Raw genomic sequence first — 18,641 nt, forward strand, 5'->3', positions numbered from 1 at the left:
AGACTTCGCGCAACCGACTGAAACGAATCATTGCAGTGGTGGGTCGAAAATCATCTAGCCTGTAGGTCAGGATCCGGCAATAGGGGATGTTTGCCCGGTTCCCGACATATCGCTGTAACCGTTTTCGCCCGAGGTAATGCCATGGAAGAGCAACTCCCCACGAGGTCCACCTATAAACCCAAAGTGCTGCTGGTCGACGATGAGGAGTCCATCCTCAATAGCCTGCGTCGACTGTTGCGCGGCCAGCCCTACGACGTGTTGCTGGCCACCAGCGGCGCCCAGGCCTTGGAAATCATGGCGCAGCAGCCCATCGACCTGGTGATGAGTGACGCACGCATGCCCAACATGGACGGCGCCACGCTGCTGGCCCTCATCCATCAGCATTACCCCGATACCGTGCGCATCATGTTGACCGGTTATGCCGATCCGTCAGCCATTATCAAAGCCATCAATGACGGGCAGATTCACCGTTACATCAGCAAGCCCTGGCACGATGAGGAAATGCTGCTGGTACTGCGACAATCACTCGCGTATCAGCATTCCGAGCGTGAACGGTTGCGTCTGGTCCAGGAAACGTGGGATCAGAACCAGGAATTGAAGCTGCTCAACATCACCCTGGACAAACGCGTCGCCTCCCGCACCGCTGAGCTGCAGCAGACCGCCGACATGCTCGACCTGGCCTATGAAGAGCTCAAGCACAGCTATGTCACCGGCACCGAAATGTTCTCGCTGCTGGCCAACCTGCGCATGCCGCCGGCCAAGCAGACCAACCGCCAGATCATCGAGCTGGTGCGGGTGTACTGCAAACTTCATGGCCTGGACGAAGGCACCAGCCGCGACCTGACCATGGCGGCGGCGCTCTACAACATCGGCAAGCTGAGCTGGACCGACAGCATGATGACCGCCCCCGCGGACCTGTTGCATCACAATGATCGCGAGCGTTATCGCAATTACCCGAAGCAGAGCGAATCCCTGTTGATGACGCTCGACCCGATGAAGGACGCTGCCCGTCTGATTCTTCACCATCAGGAGCGTTGGGACGGTAGCGGTTTTCCCGACCGGCTCAAGGGCGAGGCGATACCGATCGGTTCCCGGCTGTTGAAACTGGCAGTGGATTTCATCGAGTTGCAGCGCGGGTTGATCCTGGAACGGCAGATGAACAGCGATGAGGCGCTGGTGTATATCCGCAGCTATGCCGGAAAACTCTACGACCCCGAGATGGTGGAGGATTTCATCAAGGTGTGTGCCGCGTACCTGAGCGATGTGTCCCTGGCCGATCCGATGGTCAAGGTCATGACCACCCGGGAATTGGCGGCAGGGATGGTCCTGGCGCGCAACCTCAACGCCGACAACGGCATGCTGTTGCTCAACGCCGGCAAGGTGCTGAACGGACCGCTGGTGGAAAAGCTGATCGCCTTCGAGGCCATGGAGGGCGCGAAATACAGCATTTTCGTGAAGGTGCCGGAAGAAGTGAACGGCGCGATTCTCGAGATGGAACAGGTTCCCCAGGCTCAGCACTGACCCTCTGTAGGAGCGAGCCTGCTCGCGATGAACCTGAGAACGCTGCGGGCTGCCAGGCCTACCGCGTTATCGTTGACGATCATCGCGAGCAAGCTCGCTCCTACAAGGGGCGGGTATGCTCTGCCAGAGGTTTTTTCGGCGTGACGATGTCCCGCCACTCATGTGATGCTTGCACCTTTCAGCCAAGGCCACGCCTCACTCATGACGCTTGCATCCGCCACTTCCCCCCGCATCATCCACATCGCCGCCGCCCTGTTGATCGGCCCTGACGGTCGCACGCTGCTGGTGCGTAAACGTGGCACTGAAGCTTTCATGCAACCGGGCGGCAAGATCGAAGCCCATGAACAACCGGTTCACGCCCTGGTGCGTGAGCTGGAAGAAGAGTTGGGATTGGCCATCGATCCGGCGCACGCCACTTATCTGGGGCAGTTCTCGGCACCGGCCGCCAACGAGCCAGGTTTTGTCGTACAGGCCGAACTCTTTCTGCTGACCATCGATTCAGACGTATCGCCTGCGGCGGAAATCGAAGAGGTGCGCTGGATCGACCCCGCCACCGACGGCGATGTGACGCTGGCGCCATTGACACGCGACCTGATCCTGCCGTTTTATCGAGCCTCGCTGAGCGCAATCGCCTGATCATTCACGCCAAGGAACCGCCATGATCCCGCTTCAAGACTTGCTGATCTTCGCCGCTGCCGCGTTGCTGATGGTACTGACGCCGGGACCGAACATGATCTACCTGATCTCTCGTTCGATCTGCCAGGGGCGCAAGGCCGGAGTCACTTCGTTGCTCGGTGTGGTGGCGGGCTTTTTTGTGCACCTGTTCGCTGCGGCAGCGGGATTGACTGCGGTGTTCCTCGCGGTGCCGATGGCTTATGAAGTGTTGAAGTGGGCCGGCGCGCTGTACCTGGTGTGGCTGGCCTGGCAGGCGGTCAAACCGGGCGCGCGTTCGCCGTTCGAGGCACAGCAGTTGCCGCCGGATTCCTCGCGCAAACTGATCACCATGGGCTTTTTGACCAGCGCCCTGAACCCGAAAATCGCGGTGTTTTACCTCTCGGTGTTTCCGCAATTCATCACCCCTGAACACGGTTCGGTGTTCAACCAAAGCATCATCCTCGGCCTGACCCAGATCAGCGTCAGTTTCAGCGTCAACCTGCTGATCGCGGTGTTCGCCGCCGGCATCGCGTCGTGGTTCGTCAACAACCCGACCTGGCTGGCGGTGCAGCGTTACTTCATGGGGTTTGTGTTGGCGGCGCTGGCCGTACGGCTGATGCTTGAGCAACGACGGACGGCGTGAACATGTGGATTGAACGGCTTGATGCCAGCCATGCCCTGGACTATCGGGCGTTGATGCTCGAAGCCTACGACCTGCATCCCCAGGCGTTTACCTCCACCGTGCGCGAACGCGCCACGATGCCGCTGAGCTGGTGGGAGTCGCGCCTGACCAGCAAGCTCGATGTGGTGTTCGGGGCGTTTGAGGAGGGGAAGTTGGCGGGCATCGTCGGCCTTGCCTTCGATCCTCGGGAAAAGGCCCGGCACAAGGCGACGCTGTTTGGCATGTACGTGTCCAGTCAGGTCCGCCAGCGCGGGCTCGGTTATCAACTGGTGCAGGCAGCGTTGGCCGAAGCGCAAACCCACCCGGGCTTGAGGCTGATTCAACTGACCGTTACCGCCGGCAATGACGCGGCGTTCAACCTGTACCAGCGATGCGGCTTCATCCAGTTCGGCCTCGAACCGCTGGCGGTGCGGGTGGGCGAGGACTACTTCGACAAGATTCATATGTGGCGCGAGATCTGAACACACCACGATCCATATGCGACGCGAAATCTGAATCCACCACGATCCATATGCGACACGAAATCCGAATACACCACGATCCCCTGTAGGAGCCGGCTTGCTGGCGATGGCGGTGGATCAGTCAATATCAATGGCGCCTGATACACCGCCATCGCCAGCAAGCCGGCTCCTACAAGTCCGTGTTGTGCTAGCGGACGGCGCTGACCCCGTCCAAGGTCGAGAACGACGTATCTTTTGCCGTCAGCAGGAAGTCGCGCATATACGGCGCATCCAGCATGTCCGCACGAACCGCCGCGTACAACGTCGCAAACAATCCCTTCTCGCCCAGCCGCTTGGCCTTCACGTAGCCCCGTGAACTGTATTCATGCAACGCCCAGTGCGGCATGCCGCACACGCCACGACCGCTGGCAACCAACTGCATCATCATCACCGTCAGTTCCGAGGTGCGGACCTGGGCCGGTTCGATGTCGGCCGGCTCCAGGAAGCGGGTGAAGATGTCCAGCCGGTCACGTTCCACCGGGTAAGTGATCAGGGTTTCCGTGAGCAAATCCTCCGGAACGATGTACGCCTTGTTCGCCAAACGGTGCTGATTGGCAACCGCGAGCATGGCTTCATAAGTGAACAACGGCACATACGTGATCCCGGCCAGTTCCAGCGGATCGGAGGTCACCACCAGATCCAGATCACCACGGGCCAACGCCGGCAGCGGCGCGAAAGAGAAGCCCGAGGCCAGGTCCAGCTCGACTTCCGGCCAGGCATCGCGGAACTGGTCGATGGTCGGCATCAGCCACTGAAAGCAACTGTGGCACTCGATCGCCATGTGCAAGCGCCCGGCGGTGCCACCGGCCAGCCGCGCGATATCACGCTCGGCGCCGCGCAGCAGCGGCAGGGTGGCGTCGGCCAGTTGCAGCAGGCGCAAACCGGCACTGGTGAAGCGCACCGGTTTGGTCTTGCGCACGAACAGCGGCATGCCCATGCGCTCTTCCAGCTCCTTGAACTGGTGGGACAGCGCCGACTGCGTCAGGTGCAGGCGGTCGGCGGCATCGACCAGGCTATCGGCTTCGCGCAAGGCGTGCAGGGTCTTCAAGTGACGGATTTCAAGCACCGGAGGGCTCCATGAGGAAAACTTGTGATCAACACGAAAAGGTTGAGTTTGTCTCATGTTGGGTTGGCTGTCGACAATAGCGCCATCTTTTACAAGGAGAAACTCACCATGGCTCTGGCCCACACACTTGGTTTTCCACGCATCGGCGCTGACCGCGAACTGAAAAAAGCCCTCGAATCTTACTGGAAGGGCGATCTCGATCAGGACGCGCTGAAGAGCGTCGGCCGCCAACTGCGCGCCACCCACTGGCAATTACAGAAAGACGCCGGCATCGACCTGCTGCCGGTCGGCGACTTCGCCTGGTACGACCAGGTCCTGACGCATTCCCTGACCTTCGGTGTGATCCCGGAGCGTTTCGACAGCGCCAAGAATGCCAGGGGCCTGCCGACCCTCGACACGCTGTTCGCCATGGCCCGTGGCGCCACCACCACTTGCTGCGGTGGCGAACACAGCAAAGCGCAATACGCCCAGGAACTGACCAAGTGGTTCGACACCAACTACCACTACCTGGTCCCGGAATTCAGCGCTGACCAGCAGTTCAAGCTGAGCTGGGAACAGCTGTTCGACGAAGTCGACGAAGCCAAGGCCCTTGGCCACAACGTCAAACCGGTGATCATCGGCCCGCTGACTTACCTGTGGCTGGGCAAGGCCAAAGGCAACGACTTCGACAAGCTCGACCTGCTGGAGCACCTGCTGCCGATCTACGGTGAAATCCTCGGCCGCCTCGCCGCACAAGGCGTGGAGTGGGTGCAGATCGACGAACCGATCCTGACCCTCGACCTGCCGCAAGAATGGAAAAATGCCTTCGAACGCGCCTACCACATCCTCCAGTATTCGCCGTTGAAAAAGCTGGTGGCGACCTACTTCAGTGGCCTGCAAGACAACCTCGGCCTGGCCGTCGGCTTGCCTGTACAAGGTTTGCACATCGATGCGGTGCGCGCCCCCGACCAACTGCTGCACGTGCTCGATCGTCTGCCGACCTACAAGATTCTTTCGGTGGGCCTGGTCAACGGCCGCAACGTCTGGCGCTGCGAACTGGAACCGGTGCTCGCACAACTGCAATTGGCCCAGGAGCGTTTCGGCGACAACCTGTGGGTCAGCAGTTCCTGCTCGCTGCTGCACAGCCCGGTAGACCTGGAACGCGAAGACAAACTCGATCCGGAACTGAAAAGCTGGCTGGCGTTTGCGGTGCAGAAGTGTGGCGAAATCGCCGTGCTGCGCGACGCGCTCAACGATCCGCAATCGCCCAAAGTGCAAACCGCGCTGGCTCAAAGCCGAGCAATTCAGGCCAGTCGTGTCGAGTCGCCGCGTATTCACAAAACCGAAGTGCAAGCCCGCATCAATGCCATCAGTGCAGCGGACAGCCAACGCCAATCGCCGTTCGCCAAACGCATCGAGCAACAACGTGCACGCTTGAAACTGCCGACATTCCCGACCACCACCATCGGCTCGTTCCCGCAGACCGGTTCGATTCGTCTGGCGCGACAGGCCTACAAGCAAGGCAAGCTGTCAGCCAACGACTACACCGACGCCATGCACCACGAAATTCGCCATGCCGTGCAAGTCCAGGAACGTCTGGGGCTGGATGTGCTGGTACACGGTGAAGCCGAACGCAACGACATGGTCGAGTACTTCGCCGAGCAGTTGGACGGCTACCTGTTCACCCGTTTCGGCTGGGTCCAGAGCTACGGTTCGCGCTGCGTCAAACCGGCAGTCATCTATGGAGACCTGAGCCGTCCGAAAGCCATGACGGTCGACTGGATCAGCTACGCGCAGAGCCAGACCGACAAGGTCATGAAAGGCATGCTCACCGGTCCCGTGACCATGCTGATGTGGTCGTTCCCGCGTGAAGACGTTTCGCGCAAAGTCCAGGCGCAGCAGTTGGCGTTGGCCCTGCGTGATGAAGTGGTCGACCTGGAAAGCGCCGGCATCAAGATCGTGCAGATCGACGAAGCCGCGTTCCGCGAAGGCTTGCCACTGCGTCGGGCGCAATGGCAGGAATACCTCGATTGGGCAGTGGAAGCGTTCCGCTTGAGCGCCTCCGGCGTGCGCGATGAAACCCAGATCCACACGCACATGTGCTACAGCGAATTCAATGATGTGATCAAGGCGATTGCCGACATGGATGCCGACGTGATCACCATCGAAACCTCGCGTTCGGACATGGAATTGCTGGAAGCCTTCGAAGCGTTCGACTACCCGAATGACATCGGTCCGGGCGTCTATGACATTCACTCGCCACGGGTGCCGGACACGGCCGAGATGGTCAAGTTGATGAGCAAGGCCGTGAAGCGCATTCCGGCAGAGCGGTTGTGGGTGAACCCGGATTGCGGTTTGAAGACCCGGGCGTGGCCGGAGACTGAAGCGGCATTGGTGAACATGGTGGCGGCGGCGCGGCAGTTGCGCAGTCAGCTGGCCTGACACCGTCCTTGTAGGAGCCGGCTTGCCGGCGATGGCCGCACCGCGATGATTAGCACTCACCGCGTTATCGTTCATCGCCGGCAAGCCGGCTCCTACAGATCGTTGCCTGCGCGACGAATACGACCGTTCAGCACTCTTCATCAAACTGTCACGTAACTGTGGCAGCGCGCTTCAACAAACTTCATCAGACTCGCGCTCTACTGGGGTTCTGCGTTTCGGTGTTTTTCATGCGTGCACGATTTTTATCAACGGCGGCCTTCCTGGCTGCGTTGTTCTTTGGCCTTCCGTCCTTTGCGGCGTCTCGATGCGATGTCAATGTTCCGACCGAACGGGTCGATCTGGCGCAGGTGAGCCTGGCGTACCAGAGCATCGGTCGCGCCTCCGATCCGGCGTTGCTGCTGGTGATGGGCCTGGGCGGGCAGTTGATTCACTGGCCGGACGAGGTGGTGGTTGCGCTGTGTCAGCAGGGTTTTCGGGTCATCCGGTATGACAATCGCGATGTCGGCCTGTCCACCTGGCGGCAATCGCCTGCCGACGCCAACCTGACCTTCGAAGTACTGCGCTACAAACTCGGCTTGCCGGTATCGGCGCCGTATTCCCTGACCGACATGGCCGACGATGCGCTGGGTTTGATGGATGCCTTGCACGTCGAGCAATTCCACGTACTGGGCGCGAGCATGGGCGGGATGATCGCCCAGCACATGGCGGCCATGGCGCCGCAGCGGGTTGAGAGCCTGACGCTGATCATGACCAGTTCCGGTGCCGAAGGCTTGCCGGCGCCGAACGCGGCGCTGGTGCAACTGCTTTCGCGGCGTGGCGCGCCGAATCGTGAAGTGGCGCTTGAGCAGCAAGCTGATTTGTTGGCGGCACTGGGTAGCCCGTCAGTGAGTGATGATCGGCAAGCGCTGCTGCATCAGGCGGCGCTGTCCTATGACCGTGCGTTTAACCCCGAGGGCGTGAAGCGTCAGATCATGGCGATCCTCGCGGAGCCGAGTCGGGTGGCACTGCTCAATCAACTGCGGGTGCCGACGCTGGTGGTTCATGGCACTGCCGATCCGCTGTTGCCGGTAATGCATGGCGTGCACCTGGCGGCGCATATTCGTGGCAGCCAGTTGAAGTTGATTCCGGGGCTGGCCCATCGTTTTCAGGAGGCCTTCAAAGCGCCATTGCTCGCGGCGGTGCTGCCCTATTTGCAAGCTCACCGCGAGGACACTTCGCATTGGGCGCAGATCGATCCGGTGGTCGAACACAACCTCCTGTAACCCCAATCCTTGTAATTGTAGGAGCGAGGCTTGCCCGCGAAGGCGGCCTCGACAACGACGCAGAGTTTGAAGGCCCCATCGCCAGCAAGCCGGCTCCTACAGACCGGGTTGACCGAAATCTATGTGCACACGCTTAACCTTGTAGGAGCTGGCTTGCCAGCGATGACGGCCTGACAACCAACCAATTTCTAGCAGATGTACTCAGACCCACAGGTGTATCGTTCAACTTTTCCGGCCCGTATCCAGCCTGCGAGGTGAGTGATGAGTACCCCCCTGAAAATCGATTTCGTCAGCGACGTGTCCTGCCCTTGGTGCGTTGTCGGGCTGTACGGCCTGACCCGTGCCCTGGATCTGCTGGGGGACGAGGTCCAGGCCGAGATCCGTTTCCAGCCGTTCGAGCTGAACCCGAAGATGGGCCCGGAAGGGCAGAACATCACCGAACACATCACCGAGAAATACGGCTCGACCCCGGAGCAGTCGCAGAAGAACCGCGAAATGATCCGTGCGCGTGGCGCCGAAGTCGGGTTCGCCTTTCGCACCGACGGCAACAGCCGCATCTACAACACCTTCGATGCGCATCGCTTGCTGTACTGGGCGGGGCTGGAAGGGTTGCAGTTCAATTTGAAAGAGGCGTTGTTCAAGGCGTATTTCACGGAGGGCGGCAATCCGTCCGACCACGCGCAGCTGGCTCAGATCGCGCAAAGCGTTGGCCTGGACCGGCAGCGGGCCGAGGCGATCCTGGCCTCGGACGAGTTCGCCAAAGAGGTGCGTGAGGAAGAGCAGTTGTGGCTGTCGCGCGGGGTGAGTTCGGTGCCGACGGTGGTGTTCAACGGGCAATACGCAGTCAGCGGCGGGCAACCGATGGAGACATTTGTCGGTGCGATCCGCCAGATCTTGACTGAGGTCAAGGGCGGAAAGGTCAGTTGATCGGCGCCAGTTGAAAACAAATATATCAATGTGCCACTATTGTTTCAGCCGTTGCTGCCGACAAAAACAGCAACGTTTTCATTGATAGGGACATGATCCATGACTTTTCATGCTTTTCGCACTTGGGCGGCGCTGACACTGCTTGCCTGCCTGACCCTCACCGGCTGCGCCCACGTTCAACCGCCTGTTCCGCTGGATAAACAATTCTGGGATGCCAAAGAGCCGACCATCGGCGTGGCTATCACCGTGGTACCGGAGCCGGTGCTGGCTCTGACCGGCAACCAGGGGATTCTCGATTACGCGATCAATCGGGGCGTAAACAGCAAACTCAGTGACAACGTTGAAAAGTGGCAAGTGCGCGACCTGAACACTTTGCCCGACGCCATCGTCGCCAAGCTCCAGGCCAAGGGCTATAAGGTCAAGCGCATCAATGAGCCGGTAGACCTGAAGGTCTACAAGGAAACCAGTTTCCGTGAAGGCTACACGGTCCGCGATTTGACCCCGATCAAAGCCACTTATGGCGTCGATCGTCTGCTGCTGGTAAATGTCTTCGCCACCGGCGCCACCCGCAGTTATTACAGCATCGTGCCGACCAGCGTGCCGATGGCGCAGGTGAGCGGGCAGGGCATGGTGGTCGATCTGGCCGACAACAAACTGCTGTGGTTCAAACCGTTCGCTGCAGTGCAAGCCGCCCAAGGCGAGTGGGATGAACCGACCTACACCAACCTGTCCAACGCCTTCTACCAGGCCATGGACAATAGCCGTCAGCAAATGATCACGCCGTTCGAACAATGAAGTGTGCGATTACGGGGGCCTGCGCGCTGGCCCTGCTGATGCTTGCCGGTTGCGCGCAGAAACCGGCACCCGAGACCGGTTTCAAGTCGCAGAGTGCCGCGTCCTACGTTCAGGCCCACGGGCTGAAAGTGGACATGCAGTTGCCCCAGGCGTTTGTCGGTGCGAGCACCGTGATTGACGCCAAGGCGGCGCAGGAGGCTGCACAGTCGAGTCATAACCTGGTGGCGAGTTCCGGCAACACGGCCGGGTTGGCCGGTCTGCTGGTGGCGAGCCTGATCAATACCCAAATGGGCAGTGGCAGCTTGCAGCGCGATGCGGAAAAGGTTGCGCTCAAGGATTCACGTCCAATGGCCGATCTGCTCGCCGGCGTGCCGTTGCAGGAACGTCTGCAACAGCGTTATCAACAGGCATCGCACTCGGCAGGACTGAAGCAGGGCGAAGGGCAAGTCACCGGGCGGCTGGTGATCGAACCCAAACTGATGCTCACCCCCGATCGCGGCAGTTTTGTGCTGATCAATCAGGTGCAGGTTCAGGACATTGCCGGGATGGCGCTGTACCGCATGCGCATCGAAGTGGCCAGTCAGCCGATACGCCGTTGCGGCAAGCAATGCATCGACGACGGCAGCCTGGATCTGGCGAAGGTCACCGCTGTGCTCGACGAATGCATCGATGAATCCATGCGCGTGCTGGCCGCTGACCTGATGCTGCCGGCTCCCCCGGAAGCGGCCCAGGAAACCTTGCGGTATGTGCTGGATGGTCAGCGCGTGGTCGAGCGCGGTTACCAACTGGCCAACAACGGCAATTACTGGCGTTACCGCAACCTCTATGGCGCGGTGAAATCAGTCCCGGTACCGTTCGAAGATGCGCTGACGCAAGCGCAGTTGCAGAAGGTTTATGCGCACTAGCCTCGCAGGTCATGCCCACGCTGTTTGTGGGCATGATGGTCAGCGCACAATCTTGTCCACATGAATCCCCAGCTTCTTCAACCGATACCAAAAGCTGCGTTCGGAAATCCCGATCAACTGCGCCGCCGCTGCCTGCACGCCGTTGCTCTGTGCCAGCGCCGCCAGAATGTAGGTTTTTTCCACCTCGGCCAGCGCCGCTTCCAGGTCTGCCGGTACGCTGCCCTCAGCGATCAACGTGCCGCCGTCGGCGGAGCTTGAAGCAAACAGGTACGCCGGCAGGTCTTCCTCTTCAATCACCGCGCCTGAGGCGACAATGGTCGCCCGTTCCACGCAGTTCTGCAGTTCGCGAATATTCCCTGGCCATGAATACCGGGCCATGGCCTGCAACGCCTGCGGGCTGAAACCGCTGAAGCGTTTGCCGGCCGCAGCCCCCAGCGTATGGGCGAAATGCCGGGCCAGCGGCGCAATGTCTTCAACCCGTTCGCGCAGGGCCGGCAGCGGAATCGGGAAGACGTTGAGGCGGTAGTAGAGGTCTTCGCGAAACTCCTTGTTGGCCACCGCGTCCAGCAGGTTCTTGTTGGTCGCCGCGATCACCCGCACATCGACCTTGCGCTCGCGGGGATCGCCCACCGGTTCGATCACTCGCTCCTGCAAGGCCCGAAGGATTTTTGCCTGCAAGGCCAGCGGCATTTCGCCGATTTCATCGAGAAACAGCGTGCCCTTGTCGGCCTGCTGGAAGCGCCCGACGCGATCCGCCACCGCGCCGGTAAATGCGCCTTTGCGGTGGCCGAACATTTCGCTTTCCAGCAGCCCTTCGGGGATTGCCGCGCAGTTCACCGCGACAAAAGGTTTGTCGGCGCGATTGCCGTGGGTGTGGATCGCCCGGGCGACCATTTCCTTGCCGGTGCCGCTTTCGCCGGTCAGCAAAATGGTCGCGTTGCTTTCGCGCACCGAGTCGATGGCGTGCAGCACCCGCCGAAAGCTTGGGCTGTCGCCGATCAGGCTGTCGATCTGCCGGTGTTCGTCGAGCTCGGCGCGCATGCGCTGGTTATCTTTGAGAATGTCGCGAAATTGCAGGGCCTTGTTGACGGTGATGTCCAGCTCATCGATGTCGAACGGCTTGGCGATGTAGTCGAAGGCGCCGTTGCGCATCGACTGCACGGCGTTTTTCACCGTGCTGTAGGCGGTCATGACGATCACCGGCAACTGCGGAAAACGGCTTTTGATTTCCGCCAGCAGTTGCGGGCCGTCCATGCCGGGCATGCGCCAGTCGCTGATCACCAGGTCGATGTCTTCGCACTCCAGCACCTTGAGCGCGTGCAGGCCGTTGCCGGCGGTGAACACCACAATGTCGTTCTGACTGAGCGCCGAGGCCAGCAGGTCGCAGAGCTTGGGCTCGTCGTCGACCACCAGTACGTTATGTGTCATCGCTGCCCTCGTCGAAGTCTTCACCGTTGGCCGGAATGTACAGGGTGAATGTGGCCCCGGCATCTTTTTCACTGACGCATTCGATGCGCCCGTCATGACTCTCCATGATCGAGAACACCTTGGCCAGACCCAGCCCGGTGCCCGAGGCCTTGGTGGTGACGAACGGTGTGAAGATCCGTTCGAGCATGTCCGGTTCGATGCCTTGGCCGGTGTCGCTGATGCTGATCACCGTGTAATGCCGGTCGCTGCTGATGCCCAGGGTCAGCCGCCCGCCGTCGGGCATGGCGTCGATGGCATTGACGATCAGGTTCAGGCCGGCCTGCTTGATTTGCCGCGCGTCGGCGTAAAGCGTCGCGGTGGGCGATTGATCATCGATTTGTACATCGATGTTGTGGCTGGCCAGCTCCGGCGCGCAGAAGCCAACCAGTTCATCCACCAGCGGGCGGGCCAGTTGGGTCGAGCGCATCGGTGCGCTGGGTTTGGCGAAGTCGAGGAAGTCGGTGATCAGGTCGTTGATCCGGCTGACTTCGCTGACCACGTATTCCAGATGACGCTTGTCGGTTTCGGGCAAATCGGCGCGCCGGTGCAGCAGTTGCGTGGCGGTTTTGATGATGCCCAGCGGGTTGCGGATTTCATGGGCCAGGCCCATCGCCACTTCGCCCAGCGCATGCAGGCGGTCACGCCGACGCAGTTGCGATTCCAGATGCTGCAACTCGCCGAGGCGTTCGCTCATGTGGTTGAAGGTGCTGCTCAGTTCCGCCAGTTCGTCGCCGCCGGTGACCGGCAGGCGTTGGCGATAATCCCCGGCGATCACCGCTTGTACGCCTTTGGACAACCCGCGCAACGGCTTGGTCAGGCGCTGCGAAACCAGCCAGCCGACCGCCAGGGACGCCGCCGAGCTGAGCAGGAAAATCAGGATGAACAGGTTGCTCTGATTGACCAGCCCGACCAGGCTGGAGTGGCGCAGCAGGCCGCTGAAAATCACCCCTTGCAGCTCGCCGTTCTCGTTGAGTATCGGCCGGTAGATACCGCTGTAGCGGTTGGTGAATTGTTCGATTGGCTGTTTGGTGCTGCGCAGGATCTGCTCGATTTTTTCCGGCACGGCTGCCGGATGATCCTCGAAGCGCTGGGTGGAGAAAATCTCCGAGAAGTCATTGGCCTTGGCCAGATACAGGCGCAGGTCCAGCGAGTGCACGTCAGCCACGCTGGTGAGGAAACTGTTGTCGAGGTAGGTGGCAATCACCAGTTTGTACTCGACGCCGTCCTGATCCGTTTCGAAGGTCGAGACCACCGTGCCGGTCGCCACGCCACCGACTTGCAGGGTTTGCAGCACCGCCTTGGGCGCGGTGCTGATCTGGCGGACGATGTCGTCGGCGGCGGTGCTGAACACCACTTTGTGATCGCTGGCGCGCACCAGCGCCACGACGTCGATGCCCATGGAGTCGGCGATGTCGGTGGTCAGCTTGTCGTGTTTGTTCGCCAGCCGATCGGTGGGCGGGCGCGTGTAACGCAGGAACAGCTGCGCGACCCGGGCGTTGTCGCGCAGGATTTCGCTGATCTCGTCCTCGACGATCTTGGTCGATTCCTGCAGCCAGATGCGCACGTTGCTGTCGAAAATCTGCGACAGCGTGGTGGCCGCCAGTTCGGCGGCGATCATCGTCGGAATGACGCTGACCAGCCAGAACGCCAGCACCAGTTTGCGCTGCAGGCTCCAGCCGGAGAGGGCGAAAGGTCGAGCGTTGGTGCGTGAGTCTTTGGTCATTGTGCTTCGCTTATTGCTGCTCGCTGATCGCGGCGGCCATGGCAGGGTCGGAACGGTCCGGTCGGATAAACAGTTTCACCACGCGCAACAGGCTGTCGAGCAAGCGGTTGCGATGGCGGAAAAACACGGTGTTGCCGGTAAACGAGCAACCCAGGCGCAGCTTACTGGCATAACCGGCCTGGCCGCACGCGTAGATCGGGATGCCGTGCTCAATACAGTAGTCGACATTGGCCAGCCAGCTGCGCACGTAGAGATTGTGTTCGCGGGTCCGGGCCAGGTCGTGGGCGAAGAACTTGTCGACCAGTCGCAGTTCGTCGAACAGCACAAGGTTGAACGCCACCAACTCTTCGCCGACCCAATACAACACGCACGCGGCACGTTCATCGAGGTGTTCCAGGACCTGGCGGAAGTAGCCGGGCGGCAGGCGCTCGAAGGTCAGGTCGCTGCGGCTCAGCGTGGCCTCGTAAAGCGCCATCATGCGCGGCAGCAGGTCATCGACCGAGCGCCGCCATTCGATGCGCGGCCCCTGGCCACGCAGGGTGCGGCGCAGGTCTTTGCGGGTGGATTTGCCGAGCGTGCCGAGGTAGGCGTCCACCGAGCCAAAACGGATCGGCAGCTCGGCGCTGGGCAGGCCGGGCATGCTTTGCAGACCCGCGTCCTGACACACCTGCAACCATTGCGGGTCGCGGTGAGAGGCATCCTTGACGGCCAGTAAACCGATCCCGGCCTGATCGGCATCGTGGCGCGCCAGCCGTAATAATTGCAGAAGCAGGTCCACGCGCCGGGCCGGGTCGATGTGCGGCGCGGTCCCGACATGGCACTGCTCGGCCACCGGCGAACCGAGGGCATACAGGCGCACATCGAACAGCCCCGGCCACACACCGCGCAGCCGTTCGCTGATGCGTTTGCCCAGCCCCTGAACCGTGGTGTCCAGCGAGTAAGCGGTGGTGAACGCCACGGCCGCCGCGATCAGTACCTCGTCTTCGTACAGCGCCAGATAGCGCCATTGAAAGTCTGCGATGCCGGCCCGTTCAACCGCCCGGTAGTAATTCCAATCCTCCAGCTCGGCAGGGAAACAGACATTCCAGGCATCGCGGTCGATGGCCTCGATCGTCGAAAAGGCAAGGGCTGTGATCACATCGTTTCCTTGAGTCAGGCCAGTTGCCGATAGTCCTGGCGCATGGGTTTGGGGGCGCAGCGCTGTTGAATGAAACGTTGCTGGATGAAGTCCGCGCTCAGCTCCACCACGCGGCGGTATTGCAGGTCGACGGTGATCATGTGGTAGCAGTCGTCGAGCAGAACCTTCACCACCGGACCGCCGAGTTTGCGTTCCACATAATCGGCGTTCCAGCGGCTGGTGATGTCGTCTTCGCGCGAGTGCAGCACCAGCGTTTGCGTGGTGATCTGCGGCATGCGTTTTTTCACCGCCGCCACCAGTCGATGCAGTTCCCGGACACTCACCCCGGACATGGTCAGCAGCCCGGCATTGCTGCTCTCGCCAGCCTTCATCTGCCGCTCGACGATTGCTCGCAAGCGTTCGTCCTTGATGCCAAAAGGTGATTTTTCGTTGAAGCGGCACAGGTGCACGCCAAACGGAATCGCCATCAGCAACGGCGTGAGCACGGCGACCTTGGGCATGTTCCAGCCGTCGTAGCGCAGGGTCGTCGAATACAGCAACAAGCCTTCGATCTGCCCCGGATGCTCGGCGGCGAGGTACATCGACAGCACCGCGCCCATCGACAAACCGCCGACGAACACGTGCTCGTGTTTGCGCCGCACACCGATGAAGGTATTGCGTGCGCTCTCGTACCAGTCACGCCAACCGGTGGCTTGCAGGTCGGCGTTGTCTCCGCAGTGTCCGGCCAGCGTCGGCACGTACACCGTGCAACCCGCCTTGGCCAGGCCGATGGCGACCCGACGCAACTCGGTCGGGGTGCCGGTGAGGCCGTGGATCAACAACACCGCGACCTCCCCGCTGCCGAGAACGAAACCGGCGCTGCCTTCGCCCATGTCGATCTCTTGCTCGTTCATCGTGTCATCGCCCGATGCAGCAAGCGGTCGAGCAGGGCGATGCCCAAATCGATTTCCGGATAGCTGATTTCCAGCGACGGCGCGAGGGTGATGACGTTCTTGTAGTAACCGCCCACATCGAGAATCAGGCCCAGGCGTTTGCCGTCGATTTCGATGTCGCCCTTCATGCCTTCTTCGACCATGAAATCGAGCGTGGCCTTGTCTGGCGTGAAACCGTCCGGGCCGCAGATTTCACAGCGCAGCGCCAGGCCCAGGCCGTCGACGTCGCCGATGATCGGGTAGCGTTTCTGCAAGTCTTTCAAGCCTTCGAGGAAGTACTTGCCCTTGTTCATGACCATCGCGCCGTAGTCGACTTCGCTGGTCATCTTGAACATTTCCAGGCCCACCGCCGTGCCCAACGGGTTGGAGGCGAACGTCGAGTGGGTCGAGCCTGGCGGGAAGATTTTCGGGTTGATCAGCTCTTCTTTCGCCCAGATGCCGCCCAGCGGGTTGAGGCCGTTGGTCAGCGCTTTGCCGAAGACGATAACGTCGGGTTTTACGTCGAAGTGCTCGATCGACCACAGCTTGCCGGTGCGATAGAAGCCCATCTGGATTTCGTCGACCACCATCAGAATGCCGTGCTGGTCGAGCACATGCTTGAGTTCGCTGTAGAAGTTCATCGGCGGAATCACGTAGCCGCCGGTGCCCTGGATCGGCTCGACGTAGAACGCGGCGTATTCGCTCTGGCCGACTTTCGGGTCCCAGACGCCGTTGTATTCGGTCTCGAACAGGCGGGCGAATTGCTGCACGCAATGGCTGCCGTATTCTTCCTTGGTCATGCCTTTCGGGCCACGGAAGTGGTACGGGAACGGGATGAAATTGGCGCGCTCGCCGAAGTGGCCGTAGCGGCGGCGATAGCGGTAGCTGGAGGTGATCGACGACGCGCCGAGTGTACGCCCGTGGTAACCGCCCTCGAACGCGAACATCAGGCTCTTGCCGTTGGTGGCGTTACGCACGACTTTCAGCGAGTCCTCGATGGACTGCGACCCACCGACGTTGAAGTGCACGCGACCGTCGAGGCCGAATTTTTTCTTCGCGTCGACCGCGATCATTTCCGAGAGCTCGATCTTGCCTTTGTGCAGGTACTGGCTGGCGATCTGCGGCAGGGTATCGATCTGCTGTTTCAGCGCATTGTTCAGGCGCGGGTTGGCGTAACCGAAGTTGACCGCCGAGTACCACATTTGCAAATCGAGGTAGGCCTGGTCTTCGGTGTCCCAGACGTAGGAGCCTTCGCATCGGCTGAAGATACGCGGCGGGTCGATGTAGTGAACGGTGTCGCCGTAGGAGCAGTATTTGGCTTCTTTATCCAGAAGGATCTGGTCTTCTGCGGTAGCGATTCGAATATCAGACATGGTGGAGGAGTTCCTGTGTTTCAACGTTGAAAGAGGTGGCATTGGCGGCGTTGGCGCTTGGCAGCAAGGCCAGCAACGCAGGCAGTTCGGCGAAGCTGTCGAAGCGCGCATAGGCGATGCCGTTGCGCTCGCAGTGCTCGGCCAGGCGATCCTTGGCGAACACGAAATCGGCGGTGGCGGCCACGCACATGTCGGACTGGCCATCGCCGATTACCAGCACCCGTTTGGCGCTGGGGGTGGACTTGCATTTGCAGTTGCCGGAGGCGGCGCGGCAGGCGTCGCTGGCATGGGGGAAGTCGATGCGCCAACTGTCGTGATCGAGTTGGCGCAGGCGATTGGCGAGGATCGGCAAGAGGCTGACGTAGTTGCGCGCCAGGATCCGTGCGATGCCTTGCTCGATGCCGTCGCTGACCACTTCGAGGGAGGCGCCGAGGCCGATCACATGGTCGACGAAGTCGGGGAAGTCCGGGTCGATCTCGACCGTGTCGAAGAACCCGAGCAGCTCGGACGGTGTGGCCTTGACCAGCGAGAGCTGGCGGCTGAGGCATTCACGGGAACCGATGTCGCCCGCCAGCCACTCGTTTTCGATCGCTTCCCAGCTCGGGTCGGCGAACCGTTGGAGGATGCTGTCGATCACGTCGGTGCGGGTGATGGTCCCGTCGAAATCACACACGATATGCCAGTCAATCATCTGCGTTACCTATCTTGTAAAAAGTGTGCGCCGGGTGTGCTGTCTGCGCTGCACAGGGGGTAAAGCAGGGACTGTGCCAACCGGGTTTGGCCCAGCGGGGCTGGGGTTATGGCGTGTGTTCGTGGCGGCGAAGCTACAATTTTTGTAGGTCGCTACAAACAACATGAGTGCTTGCGCCGGGAGCGCGATCCGGGGATTGATGCGCGCATGTCCCGTTCAAGGAATTGCCTCATGTCGAGGATTACAGTTGCTCTATTCGCCGCGCTGACGTGCCTTTCGGCCAACGTTTCAGCAGACGGCATCACCGGCGAAGCAGGGGTTGGCCTCAGCTATCAGCCGCACGACCCAACCGGCAGCCGTTACGAAACCCGGCCCGTGCCGTACCTCGATCTGGACTGGGGCGATGTCAGCCTGAGCACCGATGACGGGCTGACCTGGGACGCGTTCAACGCAAGTGGCTTCAGCGCCGGGCCGTTCCTGAATTACCTGCCGGGACGGACCTCCAACGGTGAGCTGCAAGGCTTGCGCGATGTGCCGGACATGGGCGAAGTGGGCGGGTTTGTGCAGTACGCGCCGGCTGACTTCTGGCGGGTATTTGCTTCGGT

17 protein-coding genes are annotated in these 18,641 nt (G+C 60.9%); 10 read left to right on the plus strand and 7 right to left on the minus strand.

Going from position 1 to position 18,641, the window contains the following annotated elements:
• The first annotated feature begins 141 nt into the window (after positions 1-141).
• From KGA82_RS16375 to KGA82_RS16390, 4 genes are all read left to right on the plus strand, one after another.
• Complete coding sequence (locus tag KGA82_RS16375; protein ID WP_223451259.1) at positions 142-1,521, plus strand: HD domain-containing phosphohydrolase; 1,380 nt, start codon at positions 142-144, stop codon at positions 1,519-1,521.
• A 201-nt stretch (positions 1,522-1,722) separates the two neighbouring features.
• On the plus strand, positions 1,723-2,157 hold the full coding sequence (locus KGA82_RS16380; RefSeq protein WP_008043577.1) for an NUDIX hydrolase: 435 nt from the start codon (positions 1,723-1,725) through the stop codon (positions 2,155-2,157).
• A 22-nt stretch (positions 2,158-2,179) separates the two neighbouring features.
• A complete protein-coding gene (locus tag KGA82_RS16385; protein WP_008032220.1) occupies positions 2,180-2,818 on the plus strand; it encodes a LysE family translocator in 639 nt (212 codons plus the stop codon).
• Between the two features lie 2 nt (positions 2,819-2,820).
• On the plus strand, positions 2,821-3,318 hold the full coding sequence (locus tag KGA82_RS16390) for a GNAT family N-acetyltransferase (RefSeq protein ID WP_192228626.1): 498 nt from the start codon (positions 2,821-2,823) through the stop codon (positions 3,316-3,318).
• A gap of 187 nt (positions 3,319-3,505) precedes the next feature.
• On the opposite strand, the gene metR is transcribed toward KGA82_RS16390, so the two are convergent.
• Positions 3,506-4,423 carry a transcriptional regulator MetR gene (metR, locus tag KGA82_RS16395; RefSeq protein ID WP_008032216.1) on the minus strand — a complete coding sequence of 306 codons (918 nt, stop codon included), beginning with the start codon at positions 4,421-4,423 and terminating at the stop codon, positions 3,506-3,508.
• Between the two features lie 108 nt (positions 4,424-4,531).
• Here metR and metE point away from each other — a divergent pair, with 108 nt between their 5' ends.
• The 5 genes from metE (at position 4,532) to KGA82_RS16420 (ending at position 10,733) form a co-directional block, all read left to right on the plus strand.
• Positions 4,532-6,844: a 5-methyltetrahydropteroyltriglutamate--homocysteine S-methyltransferase gene (metE, locus tag KGA82_RS16400; protein WP_223451261.1), complete on the plus strand. Its 2,313-nt coding sequence runs from the start codon at positions 4,532-4,534 to the stop codon at positions 6,842-6,844.
• A 227-nt stretch (positions 6,845-7,071) separates the two neighbouring features.
• Positions 7,072-8,106 (plus strand): alpha/beta fold hydrolase, encoded by a 1,035-nt coding sequence (locus tag KGA82_RS16405; RefSeq protein WP_223451270.1) that lies wholly within the window; start codon positions 7,072-7,074, stop codon positions 8,104-8,106.
• A gap of 261 nt (positions 8,107-8,367) precedes the next feature.
• Entirely contained in the window at positions 8,368-9,033 is a 666-nt protein-coding gene (locus KGA82_RS16410) for a DsbA family oxidoreductase (RefSeq protein ID WP_223451272.1), read from the plus strand.
• Between the two features lie 99 nt (positions 9,034-9,132).
• Complete coding sequence (locus KGA82_RS16415) at positions 9,133-9,828, plus strand: hypothetical protein (protein WP_223451274.1); 696 nt, start codon at positions 9,133-9,135, stop codon at positions 9,826-9,828.
• Positions 9,825-10,733 (plus strand): hypothetical protein, encoded by a 909-nt coding sequence (locus tag KGA82_RS16420; protein ID WP_223451276.1) that lies wholly within the window; start codon positions 9,825-9,827, stop codon positions 10,731-10,733. Before KGA82_RS16415 ends, KGA82_RS16420 begins: the two co-directional genes overlap by 4 nt.
• Before the next feature lie 39 nt (positions 10,734-10,772).
• On the opposite strand, the gene KGA82_RS16425 is transcribed toward KGA82_RS16420, so the two are convergent.
• The 6 genes from KGA82_RS16425 to KGA82_RS16450 are packed head-to-tail and all read right to left on the minus strand — an operon-like array spanning position 10,773 to position 18,036.
• Positions 10,773-12,161: a sigma-54-dependent transcriptional regulator gene (locus tag KGA82_RS16425; RefSeq protein ID WP_223451278.1), complete on the minus strand. Its 1,389-nt coding sequence runs from the start codon at positions 12,159-12,161 to the stop codon at positions 10,773-10,775.
• Positions 12,151-13,923 (minus strand): sensor histidine kinase, encoded by a 1,773-nt coding sequence (locus tag KGA82_RS16430; RefSeq protein ID WP_223451280.1) that lies wholly within the window; start codon positions 13,921-13,923, stop codon positions 12,151-12,153. Before KGA82_RS16430 ends, KGA82_RS16425 begins: the two co-directional genes overlap by 11 nt.
• 10 nt (positions 13,924-13,933) lie before the next feature.
• Positions 13,934-15,061 carry a GNAT family N-acetyltransferase gene (locus KGA82_RS16435; protein ID WP_223451282.1) on the minus strand — a complete coding sequence of 376 codons (1,128 nt, stop codon included), beginning with the start codon at positions 15,059-15,061 and terminating at the stop codon, positions 13,934-13,936.
• Between the two features lie 14 nt (positions 15,062-15,075).
• Positions 15,076-15,954 carry an alpha/beta hydrolase gene (locus tag KGA82_RS16440; RefSeq protein ID WP_207286770.1) on the minus strand — a complete coding sequence of 293 codons (879 nt, stop codon included), beginning with the start codon at positions 15,952-15,954 and terminating at the stop codon, positions 15,076-15,078.
• Positions 15,951-17,345, minus strand: a complete 1,395-nt coding sequence (locus tag KGA82_RS16445) for an aspartate aminotransferase family protein (RefSeq protein ID WP_008032198.1) — start codon at positions 17,343-17,345, stop codon at positions 15,951-15,953. Before KGA82_RS16445 ends, KGA82_RS16440 begins: the two co-directional genes overlap by 4 nt.
• Entirely contained in the window at positions 17,338-18,036 is a 699-nt protein-coding gene (locus KGA82_RS16450; RefSeq protein ID WP_223451284.1) for an MtnX-like HAD-IB family phosphatase, read from the minus strand. The genes KGA82_RS16445 and KGA82_RS16450 overlap by 8 nt, the downstream gene beginning before the upstream one ends.
• 231 nt (positions 18,037-18,267) lie before the next feature.
• Here KGA82_RS16450 and KGA82_RS16455 point away from each other — a divergent pair.
• Positions 18,268-18,641, plus strand: a 374-nt coding sequence (locus KGA82_RS16455) for a MipA/OmpV family protein (RefSeq protein WP_223451286.1), incomplete at its 3' end; no start/stop codon positions are given.

It is taken from the genome of Pseudomonas sp. BF-RE-22 (genome assembly GCF_019956155.1).
In the GTDB taxonomy this organism is placed as follows: Bacteria; Pseudomonadota; Gammaproteobacteria; order Pseudomonadales; family Pseudomonadaceae; genus Aquipseudomonas; species Aquipseudomonas migulae.